This is a genomic window from Streptomyces sp. CB02009 (genome assembly GCF_001905825.1).
Taxonomy (GTDB): Bacteria; Actinomycetota; Actinomycetes; order Streptomycetales; family Streptomycetaceae; genus Streptomyces.
On the sequence record NZ_LIVV01000005.1, the window covers coordinates 415957 to 427888 of the forward strand.

23 protein-coding genes are annotated in these 11932 nt (G+C 66.9%); all 23 read right to left on the bottom strand.

Going from position 1 to position 11932, the window contains the following annotated elements:
• Positions 1-165 precede the first annotated feature (165 nt).
• Positions 166-621: a 50S ribosomal protein L15 gene (gene rplO, locus AMK27_RS21375; RefSeq protein WP_030318646.1), complete on the bottom strand. Its 456-nt coding sequence runs from the start codon at positions 619-621 to the stop codon at positions 166-168.
• A gap of 1 nt (position 622) precedes the next feature.
• Positions 623-805: a 50S ribosomal protein L30 gene (gene rpmD / locus AMK27_RS21380; protein ID WP_015035589.1), complete on the bottom strand. Its 183-nt coding sequence runs from the start codon at positions 803-805 to the stop codon at positions 623-625.
• Positions 805-1407 carry a 30S ribosomal protein S5 gene (gene rpsE, locus AMK27_RS21385; RefSeq protein ID WP_015035588.1) on the bottom strand — a complete coding sequence of 201 codons (603 nt, stop codon included), beginning with the start codon at positions 1405-1407 and terminating at the stop codon, positions 805-807. The genes rpmD and rpsE overlap by 1 nt, the downstream gene beginning before the upstream one ends.
• 46 nt (positions 1408-1453) lie before the next feature.
• Positions 1454-1837: a 50S ribosomal protein L18 gene (rplR, locus tag AMK27_RS21390; protein WP_015035587.1), complete on the bottom strand. Its 384-nt coding sequence runs from the start codon at positions 1835-1837 to the stop codon at positions 1454-1456.
• Between the two features lie 3 nt (positions 1838-1840).
• A complete protein-coding gene (gene rplF, locus AMK27_RS21395) occupies positions 1841-2380 on the bottom strand; it encodes a 50S ribosomal protein L6 (RefSeq protein ID WP_024755414.1) in 540 nt (179 codons plus the stop codon).
• A 21-nt stretch (positions 2381-2401) separates the two neighbouring features.
• Positions 2402-2800: a 30S ribosomal protein S8 gene (gene rpsH / locus AMK27_RS21400; RefSeq protein ID WP_015035585.1), complete on the bottom strand. Its 399-nt coding sequence runs from the start codon at positions 2798-2800 to the stop codon at positions 2402-2404.
• A gap of 206 nt (positions 2801-3006) precedes the next feature.
• A complete protein-coding gene (locus AMK27_RS21410) occupies positions 3007-3192 on the bottom strand; it encodes a type Z 30S ribosomal protein S14 (RefSeq protein WP_003948630.1) in 186 nt (61 codons plus the stop codon).
• A gap of 5 nt (positions 3193-3197) precedes the next feature.
• Positions 3198-3755, bottom strand: a complete 558-nt coding sequence (gene rplE, locus AMK27_RS21415) for a 50S ribosomal protein L5 (RefSeq protein WP_106975815.1) — start codon at positions 3753-3755, stop codon at positions 3198-3200.
• Positions 3752-4063, bottom strand: a complete 312-nt coding sequence (gene rplX / locus AMK27_RS21420) for a 50S ribosomal protein L24 (RefSeq protein ID WP_015035583.1) — start codon at positions 4061-4063, stop codon at positions 3752-3754. The genes rplE and rplX overlap by 4 nt, the downstream gene beginning before the upstream one ends.
• 2 nt (positions 4064-4065) lie before the next feature.
• Positions 4066-4434, bottom strand: coding sequence for a 50S ribosomal protein L14 (gene rplN, locus AMK27_RS21425; RefSeq protein WP_003956455.1), 369 nt, complete (start codon positions 4432-4434; stop codon positions 4066-4068).
• Between the two features lie 94 nt (positions 4435-4528).
• Entirely contained in the window at positions 4529-4810 is a 282-nt protein-coding gene (gene rpsQ / locus AMK27_RS21430; RefSeq protein WP_015035582.1) for a 30S ribosomal protein S17, read from the bottom strand.
• Positions 4810-5034 carry a 50S ribosomal protein L29 gene (gene rpmC, locus AMK27_RS21435; RefSeq protein WP_017239580.1) on the bottom strand — a complete coding sequence of 75 codons (225 nt, stop codon included), beginning with the start codon at positions 5032-5034 and terminating at the stop codon, positions 4810-4812. Before rpmC ends, rpsQ begins: the two co-directional genes overlap by 1 nt.
• Positions 5034-5453 carry a 50S ribosomal protein L16 gene (gene rplP / locus AMK27_RS21440; protein ID WP_015035580.1) on the bottom strand — a complete coding sequence of 140 codons (420 nt, stop codon included), beginning with the start codon at positions 5451-5453 and terminating at the stop codon, positions 5034-5036. Before rplP ends, rpmC begins: the two co-directional genes overlap by 1 nt.
• A gap of 5 nt (positions 5454-5458) precedes the next feature.
• Complete coding sequence (gene rpsC, locus AMK27_RS21445; RefSeq protein ID WP_017239578.1) at positions 5459-6307, bottom strand: 30S ribosomal protein S3; 849 nt, start codon at positions 6305-6307, stop codon at positions 5459-5461.
• On the bottom strand, positions 6307-6654 hold the full coding sequence (rplV, locus tag AMK27_RS21450) for a 50S ribosomal protein L22 (RefSeq protein ID WP_056552397.1): 348 nt from the start codon (positions 6652-6654) through the stop codon (positions 6307-6309). Before rplV ends, rpsC begins: the two co-directional genes overlap by 1 nt.
• 42 nt (positions 6655-6696) lie before the next feature.
• A complete protein-coding gene (rpsS, locus tag AMK27_RS21455; RefSeq protein ID WP_015035577.1) occupies positions 6697-6978 on the bottom strand; it encodes a 30S ribosomal protein S19 in 282 nt (93 codons plus the stop codon).
• Between the two features lie 12 nt (positions 6979-6990).
• A complete protein-coding gene (gene rplB / locus AMK27_RS21460) occupies positions 6991-7827 on the bottom strand; it encodes a 50S ribosomal protein L2 (protein ID WP_055598863.1) in 837 nt (278 codons plus the stop codon).
• Positions 7828-7867: 40 nt separating this feature from the next.
• Positions 7868-8191 carry a 50S ribosomal protein L23 gene (gene rplW / locus AMK27_RS21465; protein ID WP_024755407.1) on the bottom strand — a complete coding sequence of 108 codons (324 nt, stop codon included), beginning with the start codon at positions 8189-8191 and terminating at the stop codon, positions 7868-7870.
• The gene (gene rplD / locus AMK27_RS21470; protein ID WP_073910640.1) at positions 8191-8841 is read right to left on the bottom strand and encodes a 50S ribosomal protein L4; all 651 of its coding nucleotides are present in this window, start codon (positions 8839-8841) and stop codon (positions 8191-8193) included. The genes rplW and rplD overlap by 1 nt, the downstream gene beginning before the upstream one ends.
• 7 nt (positions 8842-8848) lie before the next feature.
• Positions 8849-9493, bottom strand: a complete 645-nt coding sequence (rplC, locus tag AMK27_RS21475) for a 50S ribosomal protein L3 (protein WP_073910644.1) — start codon at positions 9491-9493, stop codon at positions 8849-8851.
• 11 nt (positions 9494-9504) lie between these two features.
• A complete protein-coding gene (gene rpsJ / locus AMK27_RS21480; RefSeq protein WP_003948644.1) occupies positions 9505-9813 on the bottom strand; it encodes a 30S ribosomal protein S10 in 309 nt (102 codons plus the stop codon).
• 446 nt (positions 9814-10259) lie between these two features.
• On the bottom strand, positions 10260-11501 hold the full coding sequence (locus AMK27_RS21485) for an RNA polymerase sigma factor (protein WP_073910647.1): 1242 nt from the start codon (positions 11499-11501) through the stop codon (positions 10260-10262).
• Positions 11498-11860, bottom strand: a complete 363-nt coding sequence (locus tag AMK27_RS21490; RefSeq protein ID WP_073910651.1) for a YciI family protein — start codon at positions 11858-11860, stop codon at positions 11498-11500. Before AMK27_RS21490 ends, AMK27_RS21485 begins: the two co-directional genes overlap by 4 nt.
• Between the last annotated feature and the right edge of the window lie 72 nt (positions 11861-11932).

Below are 11932 nucleotides of genomic sequence, written 5' to 3' on the forward strand. Positions count from 1 at the left end.
GGTTCGACGATTAGGTATCGGTCATCAATCCCGTGCGGGCATACCGCACGGAGCCTAGACAGTGCACGCCACCTTACCGGCGACCATGCCCCCCTAGGAACGACCAATCGGGGATGCCCCTTTTGGGAGGCATCCCCGATCGGATGTTCAAGCCATCGAGTCGTCTTAGACGAGCTCGGTGACGGTGCCACCAGCGGCGGCGATCTTCTCCTTGGCGGAGCCGGAGACGGCGTCGACCGTCACCTGCAGCGCCACGGTGATCTCGCCGGTGCCGAGCACCTTGACGAGCTGGTTCTTGCGAACCGCACCCTTGGCGACCAGATCGGCCACCGTGACCTCGCCACCCTGCGGGTAGAGCGCGGTGAGCTTGTCCAGGTTCACGACCTGGTACTCGGTGCGGAACGGGTTCTTGAAGCCCTTGAGCTTCGGCAGACGCATGTGGAGGGGCATCTGCCCACCCTCGAAGCGCTGCGGAACCTGGTAACGGGCCTTGGTGCCCTTGGTACCACGACCGGCCGTCTTACCCTTCGACGCCTCACCACGACCGACACGGGTCTTCGCGGTCTTGGCACCGGGGGCGGGACGGAGGTTGTGGGCCTTCAGCGGGTTGGTCTCCGCCATGTCAGTCAACCTCCTCGACCGTCACGAGGTGGCGGACGGTGTGCACCATTCCGCGGAACTCGGGGCGGTCCTCCTTGACAACCACGTCGTTGACCTTCTTGAGGCCGAGCGAACGCAGGGTGTCGCGGTGGTTCTGCTTGCTGCCGATGTACGACTTCGTCTGCGTGACCTTGAGGCGAGCCATTACGCACCCGCCCCAGCACGTGCACGGAGCAGAGCCGCGGGAGCGACGTCCTCGAGGGGCAGACCACGGCGAGCCGCGATCTCCTCGGGGCGCTGCAGGCCCTTGAGGGCCTCCACGGTCGCGTGCACGATGTTGATCGCGTTGTCGGAGCCGAGCGACTTCGACAGGATGTCGTGAACGCCGGCGCACTCGAGCACGGCGCGCACCGGGCCACCGGCGATAACACCGGTACCGGGGGAAGCCGGCTTGAGCAGGACGACGCCCGCGGCCTTCTCGCCCTGGATCGGGTGAGGGATGGTGCCCTGGATGCGCGGAACCTTGAAGAAGTTCTTCTTGGCTTCCTCGACACCCTTGGCGATGGCCGCGGGAACTTCCTTGGCCTTGCCGTAACCGACACCTACGGTGCCGTCACCGTCGCCCACCACGACCAGCGCGGTGAAGCTGAAGCGGCGACCACCCTTGACAACCTTGGCGACGCGGTTGATCGCGACAACGCGCTCAACGTACGCGGTCTTCTCGGCGGCAGCGCCACCGTCGCGGCCCTTCCGGTCCCGCCGCTCGCCGCCACCGGCACCGCTTCCGCGGCGCTGGGGTCCAGCCATTGGATTTACCTCTCTCTGTTACGTCCGTTAGTCCCGGAACCGGGGCTTAGAACTTCAGCCCGGCTTCGCGGGCGGCGTCAGCCAGAGCGGCAATGCGCCCGGCGTACCTGTTGCCACCACGGTCGAACACGACAGCCTCGACACCAGCGGCCTTGGCGCGCTCGGCGACGAGAGCTCCGACCTGCTTGGCCTGCGCGGACTTGTCACCCTCGCCACCGCGGATCGACGCGTCCAGGTTCGACGCGGACGCAAGGGTGTGACCCTTGAGGTCGTCGATGACCTGAGCGGTGATACCGCGGTTCGAACGCGTCACGACGAGGCGCGGACGCTCCGCCGTACCCGACACGTTCTTGCGGATGCGGATGTGGCGGCGGGCCTTGGCGGCACGCTTGTAAGCGTCGCCCTTGGCGATCTTCACACCGTATGCCATGGCTTACTTACCAGCCTTTCCGACCTTGCGGCGGATGACCTCGCCGGCGTACTTGACGCCCTTGGCCTTGTACGGGTCGGGCTTCCGCAGCTTGCGGATGTTTGCCGCGACCTCGCCGACCTTCTGCTTGTCGATGCCCTCGACCGAGAACTTGGTCGGCGACTCGACCTTGAACGAGATGCCCTCGGGCGCCTCGACCAGGATCGGGTGGCTGTAGCCGAGCTGGAACTCCAGGTTGGAGCCCTTCGCGGCGACGCGGTAACCGACACCGCTGATCTCGAGCGCCTTCACGTAACCCTGGGTCACACCGGTGATCATGTTGGCCACCAGCGTGCGGGACAGGCCGTGAAGGGCCTTGTTCTGACGCTCGTCGTTCGGACGGTTGACGTTGAGCACGCCATCCTCGCCCTTAACGATCTCGATCGGCGCGGCGACGGTGTGGCTCAGGGTGCCCTTGGAACCCTTGACCGTGACCGTGCGGCCATCGATGGTGACGTCCACGCCGGCGGGAACCTGGATAGGCAGCTTGCCAATACGCGACATTAGCTATTCCTCCGTTCCCGACTACCAGACGTAGGCGAGGACTTCCCCACCTACGCCCTTCTTGCCTGCCTGCTGGCCGGTCAGGAGACCGTGGGACGTGGAGATGATCGCCACGCCCAGGCCGCCGAGAACCTTCGGCAGGTTGGTGGACTTCGCGTAAACCCGGAGACCGGGCTTCGAGATCCGCTTGATGCCCGCGATGGAGCGCTCACGGTTCGGACCGAACTTGAGCTCGAGGACGAGGTTCTTGCCGACCTCGGCGTCCTCGACCTTCCAGCCCGTGATGAAGCCCTCCTGCTGGAGGATTTCCGCGATGTGAGACTTGATCTTGCTGTGCGGCATCGTCACGGAGTCGTGGTATGCCGAGTTCGCGTTACGCAGACGAGTCAGCATGTCCGCGATCGGATCAGTCATGGTCATGAATTGGCCTTCGGCCTCTCTCGCCGGGGTTTCCAGTGCGCCATCCCTCTCCCCACACAGGGGCGGGACGGGTGCGGCGCGGGGACCTACGGCGTAGTAAGTCGTACGGGCGGCGGACGCCCAACCCTCCTAGCCTAAGCCATGGAGGGGTGGGCATCCGCCAACCCAGTGCTTACCGAGAGACTCCGGTCATCCCAACTAAGGGATTACCAGGAGCTCTTGGTCACGCCCGGCAGCTCGCCACGGTGAGCCATCTCACGAAGGCACACGCGGCACAGGCCGAACTTGCGGTACACGGAGTGGGGACGACCACAGCGCTGGCAGCGCGTGTAGCCACGCACGCCGAACTTGGGCTTGCGGGCAGCCTTCGCGATGAGAGCCTTCTTCGCCATCTCGCTTACGCCTCCTTGAAGGGGAAGCCGAGGTGACGCAGAAGGGCACGGCCCTCGTCGTCGTTGGTCGCCGTGGTCACCACGGTGATGTCCATACCCCGGACACGGTCGATCTTGTCCTGGTCGATCTCGTGGAACATGACCTGCTCCGTGAGACCGAAGGTGTAGTTGCCACGCCCGTCGAACTGCTTGGGGGACAGACCACGGAAGTCGCGGATGCGCGGAAGCGCGAGCGACAGGGTGCGGTCCAGGAACTCCCACATGCGGTCGCCACGGAGGGTGACGTGCGCACCGATCGGCTGACCCTCACGCAGCTTGAACTGCGCGATGGACTTGCGGGCCTTGGTGACGGCCGGCTTCTGACCGGTGATCGTGGTGAGGTCGCGGACGGCACCGTCCATGAGCTTCGAGTCACGGGCGGCGTCGCCGACACCCATGTTGACCACGATCTTCACGAGGCCGGGAACCTGCATGACGTTCTCGTACGAGAACTCCTCACGCAGCTTGCCCGCGATCTCCTCGCGGTACTTCGTCTTGAGACGCGGAGTGGTGGTAGCCATCAGATGTCCTCACCCGTCCGCTTGGCAACGCGGATCTTGTTGCCCTCGTCGTCGAAGCGGTATCCGACACGCGTGACGACCTTCTTGCCGTCCTTCTCCACGACCAGCTGGACGTTGGAGACGTGGACCGGAGCCTCGGTCGTGACGATGCCACCGGCCTGCGACGGGCCGGCCTTGGTGTGCTTCTTGACCCGGTTGACACCCTCGACGAGGACGCGGTTCTCGCGGGGGAAGGCCGTGATGACCTTGCCCTGCTTGCCCTTGTCCTTACCGGTGATGACCTGGACCAGGTCGCCCTTCTTGATCTTCATGCTTACAGCACCTCCGGCGCGAGCGAGATGATCTTCATGAACTTCTTCTCGCGCAGCTCACGGCCCACCGGGCCGAAGATACGGGTGCCACGAGGGTCGCCGTCGTTCTTGAGAATGACAGCGGCGTTCTCGTCGAAGCGGATGTACGAGCCGTCCTGGCGGCGGCGCTCCTTGACGGTGCGAACGATGACCGCCTTGACGACGTCACCCTTCTTCACGTTGCCACCGGGGATCGCGTCCTTGACGGTGGCGACGATGACGTCACCGATGCCCGCGTAGCGGCGACCGGAGCCACCGAGAACACGGATGCAAAGGATCTCCTTGGCACCAGTGTTGTCGGCGACACGCAGTCGCGACTCCTGCTGGATCACGTCTATCTCCTGATTGTCTGCCGGTTCCCGGCCGGGGCTTCACGAGGAAGCCCCGGCCGAGCCTGGCGGAACGAATTTCGCTTGCGCGAAATACTTACTTGGCCTTCTCGAGGATCTCGATGACGCGCCAGTGCTTCGTGGCGGACAGCTTCCGGGTCTCCATCAGGAGGACGCGGTCGCCGATGCCGGCAGCGTTCTGCTCGTCATGAGCCTTGAGCTTGTTCGTACGGCGGATGACCTTGCCGTACAGCGCGTGCTTGACGCGGTCCTCGACAGCGACGACGACGGTCTTGTCCATCTTGTCGCTGACGACCAGGCCCTCGCGGACCTTGCGAGCGTTGCGCTCGGTCTTCTCAGTCACGTTGCTCTCGCTCATCAGGCGTTCTCCACCGTCTCGATGCCCAGCTCGCGCTCACGCATCAGGGTGTAGATCCGGGCGATGTCCTTACGGACGGACTTGAGCCGACCGTGGTTCTCGAGCTGACCCGTCGCCGCCTGGAAGCGGAGGTTGAACAGCTCTTCCTTGGCCTCGCGGAGCTTGTTGAGAAGCTCCTCGTTGCCCAGCTCGCGCAGCTCGGACGCCTTGGTACCGGCCGACATCACAGCTCACCTGCTTCGCGCTTAACGATCTTGCACTTCATCGGCAGCTTGTGGGCCGCACGGGTGAGGGCCTCGCGCGCGATCTTCTCGTTCGGGTAGGACAGTTCGAACATCACCCGACCCGGCTTGACGTTCGCGATCCACCACTCCGGAGAACCCTTACCGGAACCCATGCGGGTCTCGGCGGGCTTCTTCGTCAGCGGGCGGTCCGGGTAGATGTTGATCCAGACCTTGCCGCCACGCTTGATGTGGCGGGTCATCGCGATACGAGCCGCCTCGATCTGGCGGTTGGTCACGTACGCCGGCGTGAGGGCCTGAATGCCGTACTCGCCGAACGCAACCTGCGTACCACCCTTGCTCATACCCGAGCGCTTGGGGTGGTGCTGCTTGCGGTGCTTGACCCTACGGGGGATCAGCATTTCGGTCAGGCCTCCGTTCCGGTGCTCTCAGCCGGAGCGGCAGCGGCGGCGGGAGCGTCGGCCTTGGGGGCCTCGGCAGCCGGCGCGGACTGCTGCTGCGGCTTGCGGCCGCGGCCGCCACGCTCGCCACCGCGGCCACCACGGCCGGCCGGGCGGTCGCCAGCGCCGGCGCCACGGGCCGGGCGGTTACCCGCACGGGCCGCAGCGTTCTCGGCGCGGACCTCGGCGATGTTCTTGACGTCGCCCTTGTAGATCCAGACCTTCACGCCGATGCGGCCGAAGGTCGTCTTGGCCTCGAAGAAGCCGTAGTCGACGTTCGCGCGGAGCGTGTGCAGGGGCACGCGGCCCTCGCGGTAGAACTCCGAGCGGGACATCTCGGCGCCGCCGAGACGACCGCCACACTGGATCTTGATGCCCTTGGCGCCGGCCTTCATCGTGCCCTGCATGCTCTTACGCATGGCGCGACGGAAGGAGACGCGGGAGGAGAGCTGCTCGGCAACGGCCTGAGCAACCAGCTGAGCGTCCATCTCGGGGTTCTTGACCTCGAGGATGTTCAGCTGGACCTGCTTGCCCGTGAGCTTCTCGAGGTCGCCGCGGATGCGGTCGGCCTCGGCGCCACGGCGGCCGATGACGATGCCGGGACGCGCGGTGTGGATGTCCACCCGCACGCGGTCACGGGTGCGCTCGATCTCAACCTTCGAGATGCCGGCGCGCTCCATGCCGGACGTCATCATCCGACGGATGGCGACGTCTTCCTTGACGTAGTCCTTGTACAGCTTGTCGGCGTACCAGCGGGACTTGAAGTCCGTGGTGATGCCGAGCCGGAACCCATGCGGGTTAACCTTCTGGCCCATTACCGGGTTCCTTCCTTGCTGCTGACGACCACGGTGATGTGGCTGGTCCGCTTACGGATCCGGTAGGCACGGCCCTGGGCACGCGGACGGAACCGCTTCAGGGTCGGGCCCTCATCCACGAACGCCTCGCTGATGACCAGCGAAGAGGCGTCGGTGTGGTCGTAGTTGTGTGCAGCGTTGGCGATGGCGCTGTCCAGCACCTTGCCAACCGGCACGCTCGCGGCCTGCGGGGCGAAACGCAGGACCGCCTGAGCCTCCGTGGCATCCATGCCACGGATAAGGTCCACCACGCGGCGGGCCTTCATGGGCGTGACGCGGATGTACCGCGCCTGGGCCCTGGCTTCCATGGTTGTCCTTCCAGTGTCTGTCATGGTCATTCCACCCCGCTACTAGCGGCGCTTCGACTTCCGGTCGTCCTTCACGTGACCCCGGAAGGTGCGCGTCGGCGAGAACTCGCCGAGCTTGTGGCCGACCATCGACTCGGTGACAAACACCGGAATGTGGGTCTTGCCGTTGTGCACCGCGATCGTGTGGCCGAGCATGGCCGGGATGATCATCGAGCGACGGGACCAGGTCTTGATGACGTTCTTGGTACCGGCTTCGTTCTGAGCGTCCACCTTCTTTACGAGGTGGCCGTCAACGAAGGGTCCCTTCTTGAGACTGCGCGGCATCTAAACCCGCTCCTAGCGCTTCTTGTTCGTCTTGCGGCGGCGGACGATGTACTTGCTCGAAGCCTTCTTCGGCGAGCGAGTACGACCCTCCTTCTGACCCCACGGGGAGACCGGGTGGCGACCACCGGAGGTCTTGCCCTCACCACCACCGTGCGGGTGGTCAACCGGGTTCATCGCCACACCGCGGACGGTCGGGCGGACGCCAAGCCAGCGCTTACGGCCGGCCTTGCCCCAGTTGATGTTCGACTGCTCGGCGTTGCCGACCTCGCCGATCGTGGCGCGGCAGCGGGCGTCGACGAGACGGATCTCGCCCGACGGCATACGAAGGTGGGCCATCGTGCCCTCCTTCGCCAGCAGCTGCACGGAGGCACCAGCGGAGCGCGCGAACTTGGCGCCGCCACCGGGACGGAGCTCGATCGCGTGGATCGTGGTACCGACCGGGATGTTGCGGAGCGCCAGGTTGTTGCCGGGCTTGATGTCAGCGCCGGGGCCGTTCTCGACGCGGTCACCCTGCGTCAGACCCTTGGGGGCGATGATGTAGCGCTTCTCGCCGTCCACGTAGTGGAGCAGCGCGATGCGCGCGGTGCGGTTGGGGTCGTACTCGATGTGCGCGACCTTGGCCGGCACGCCGTCCTTGTCGTGACGACGGAAGTCGATCACGCGGTAGGCGCGCTTGTGGCCACCACCCTGGTGACGGACGGTCACACGACCGGTGTTGTTACGGCCGCCCTTGCTGTGCAGGGGGCGGACCAGCGACTTCTCCGGCGTGGACCGCGTGATCTCGACGAAGTCGGCTACGGAGGAGCCACGACGGCCCGGCGTAGTCGGCTTGTACTTGCGGATTCCCATTTCTCAGTCCTCGTCCGATTCCGGACGATCCAGACCGCCCTTAGGCGGTCGGACCGCCGAAGATGTCGATACGGTTGCCCTCGGCAAGGGTCACGATGGCGCGCTTGGTGTCCTTGCGCTTGCCGAAACCGGCCTTGGTGCGCTTGCGCTTGCCCTGGCGGTTGATCGTGTTGACCCCGGTGACCTTGACCGAGAAGACCGCCTCGACGGCCTGCTTGATCTGGGTCTTGTTGGAGCCAGGCGCGACGATGAACGTGTACTTGTTCTCGTCCAGCAGTGCGTAGCTCTTCTCCGAGACAACCGGCTTGACGAGAATGTCGCGCGGGTCCGAGAAGGTCTTGCTGGTGACGACGGCCTCAGTCATCAGGCGTCGCTCCCTTCGGTCTCAGCGGTCTGGGGGCCAGACACGAAGGACTCGAGGGCGGCCTGAGTGAAGACCACGTCGTCGGAGACGATCACGTCGTACGTGTTGAGCTGGCCCGGCTCCAGGATGTGCACCTGGGGCAGGTTACGAGCGGACAGCCACGCGGCCTCGTCGGAGCGCTCGACGACCAGGAGCAGGTTCTTGCGCTCCGAGATCTTGCCGAACAGCGTCTTCGCGGCCTTGGTGGAGATCGCACCCTCGACCACGCCGGAGACGACGTGGATGCGGGAGTGGGTGGCCCGGTCCGAGAGGGCACCGCGGAGAGCGGCGACCTTCATCTTCTTCGGGGTCCGCTGCGAGTAGTCACGCGGCTGGGGGCCGTGAACGACGCCACCACCGGCGAACTGCGGGGCGCGGGTCGAACCCTGACGGGCGCGGCCGGTGCCCTTCTGGCGGTAAGGCTTCTTGCCACCACCGCGGACTTCGCCACGGCGCTTGGTCTTGTGCGTGCCCTGACGGGCCGCGGCCAGCTGCGCGACGACGACCTGGTGGATCAGCGGAATGCTGACCTTGGCGCCGAAGATCTCCTCGGGGAGCTCGACGGTCCCGGTCTTGTCGCCTGCCGGCGAAAGGATGTCAATGGTGCTCATCGGTTCCTCAAACCCCCTTGGCCGCGGTGCGGACCAGGACGAGGCCACCGTTGGGGCCGGGGACGGCGCCCTTGATGAGCAGCAGACCCTTCTCGGCGTCAACGGCGTGGACGGTCAGGTTCTGGGTGGTCACGCGCTCGTTGCCCATGCGACCAGCCATCTTCATACCCTTGAAGACACGGCCCGGGGTGGCGCAGCCACCGATGGAACCGGGCTTGCGGTGCACGCGGTGGGCACCGTGCGACGCCTTGCCACCACGGAAGTTGTGGCGCTTCATGACACCGGCGAAGCCCTTGCCCTTGCTCTTACCGGTGACGTCGACCTTCACGCCGGCCTCGAAGACCTCGGCGGTGATCTCCTGGCCGAGCGTGTACTCGGAGGCGTCAGCGGTGCGGAGCTCCACCAGGTGGCGGCGCGGGGTGACGTCGGCCTTGGCGAAGTGACCCTTGAGGGGCTTGTTCACCTTGCGAGGGTCGATCTCGCCGAAGGCGATCTGGACCGACTCGTAGCCGTCGACGTCGTTCGTACGCACCTGGGTCACGACATTGGGGCCGGCCTTGACGACGGTCACCGGAACGATCCGGTTGTTCTCGTCCCAGACCTGCGTCATGCCGAGCTTCTCGCCCAGGATGCCCTTGATGTTCTTAGCCATCTCGCGCGCCCTCAGAGCTTGATCTCGATGTCGACGCCCGCCGGGAGGTCGAGACGCATGAGCGAGTCAACCGTCTTCGGCGTGGGGTCGAGGATGTCGATGAGGCGCTTGTGCGTGCGCATCTCGAAGTGCTCGCGCGAGTCCTTGTACTTGTGCGGCGACTTGATGACGCAGTACACGTTCTTCTCAGTGGGCAGCGGCACCGGGCCCGCGACCGACGCACCAGTGCGGGTCACCGTCTCGACGATCTTCTTCGCCGAGGAATCGATGACCTCGTGGTCGTAGGCCTTGAGCCGGATGCGGATCTTCTGTCCCGCCATGGCTACTAGTAGTCCTTTGTCTCGTAACGCTCTGGAACCCGATCGGCTTCGCTTACGGAGAAGCGTTGCCGTGTCTCCGACCCACGCGGTCGGGCGTGTCGCACTCCCTCTACGCAGAAATCCCTAGGGATTTCCCAACCAAGGGGGCACGGTCGCCATGACCGCAGGCCGGGGGCACAACACCCACCGGGCGCCTGGTCGGCACCCCGCTGACGCTTCCCAGAAGATTCCCGTACGTCCGCTCCTGAGAAGGAGCGACGAGTACTGTGGGACTCGCTTCCGGTCCTCCCGACGGGAGGCGCGCAGCATCGGCACTCAACCGAGCAACCCCGACAGTCTGCCATACGGGGCCATCCGGCCGCCAATCGGGAGCGAAGACTGTACCCCACGTCACGTACGGCCATGCGCCGGGGCGCACGCGCCCTCCTCGGACGCCCCCCGCCGCCTCACCCCAAGCGCCGCGCCCGCCCGGTGAGATGACGGCGCTCCGGAGCGCTGGTCGTACGGCGTGCCGCCTCCCGGTAGGCCGCCGCCGCGGCCTCCTTCTCGCCGAGCAGTTCGAGGAGATGGGCCCGGGTGGCGAGCAGCCGGTGGTGCCGGGCCAGCCGCTTGTCCCGCGCGAGCTCGTCCAGGAGCGCGAGCCCCGCCGCGGGCCCCTCGACCATCGCGAGGGCCACCGCGCGGTTGAGGGTGACCATCGGATTCGGCCCGGTCCGCTCCAGGAGTTCGTAGAGCGCGAGGATCTGCGGCCAGTCGGTGGCCCCGGCGGTCTCCGCCTCGTCGTGCACCGCCGCGATCGCCGCCTGCAGCTGGTACGGGCCGACCTGCCCCCGGGGCAGGGTGCGGCTGATCAGCTCGACGCCCTCCGCGACGAGCCGGCCGTCCCACCTCCCCCGGTCCTGCTCCGCCAGCGGTACGAGTGCGCCGTGCGGGCCCGTACGGGCCGGCCTGCGGGCGTCCGTGAGCAGCATCAGGGCGAGCAGCCCCGCCGTCTCGGTGTCCTCGGGCAGCAGCCGGTGCAGCAGGCGCGCGAGCCGGATCGCCTCGGTGGACAGCTCGGGCGCGGTCAGCTCCTCGCCGGCGCTCGCCGTGTAGCCCTCGTTGAAGACCAGGTAGAGCACGTGCCGGACCTCGGCGAGCCGGGCCGTGCGGTCCTCCCCCGGCGGCAGCGCGAGCGAGCCGCCCGCCTCCCGGATCGTCTGCTTGGCCCGGCTGATCCGCTGCGCCATCGTCGACTCCGGCACCAGGAAGGCGGCCGCGATCTGCCCGGTGGTGAGACCGCCGACGGCGCGCAGGGTGAGGGCGACCCGGCTGGACGGGGAGAGCTCGGGGTGACAGCAGAGGAACAGCAGGGACAGCGAGTCGTCCCGGTCCGTGCCGGGCTCCTCGTCGGCGGCGTGCGCGAGGAGTTCCGAGGCCGGCGTGGCCAGGGCCAGGGAGTCCTCGCGGCGGCGGCGCGCGGCCTCGCTGCGCACCTGGTCGACGAGCCGGCGGGCGGCGACGGTGACCAGCCAGCCCCGCGGGTTGTCGGGGACGCCCTCCTCGGGCCACTGGCGGGCCGCCGCGATCAGGGCCTCCTGGACGGCGTCCTCGCAGGTGTCGAAGGTCCCGTACCGCCGCACGAGGACGCCGAGGACCTGCGGCGCGTACGTGCGCAGCAGGTCCTCGATCCCGTCGGTGCCGGTCACACGTCCGCCGCGGACTCGTGCAGGACCGGCCAGAGCTCCACCGGGTCGACGTCCGCGAAGGGCATGTCGGCGGCGATCTCCCGGGCCCGCTCGGGGCCGTCGCAGTCGAGCAGGTAGAAGCTGGCCAGATACTCCTTGGTCTCCAGGTACGGGCCGTCGGTCACCGCGGGGACGCCGTCCACGCGGCGGACGAGCTGGGCGGCGGCCGCGTCCGCGAGGCCGTACGCGCCGATCAGCTCGCCGCTCTCGCGGTACTTCCTGTTGAAGGCCTCCTGGCGGGCGATCGCCTCGGGCCAGGCCTCGGCGGGGAAGGCGTCCCACTTGGCCTGGTTCCCGTAGATCATCGCGACGTACTTCATGGTGGTCGTCCTCCCCGTACCGCGCGCCCCTGTGGCGTGCTGTCACCTGTCGGTCGGAACCGGCGCCCGGTC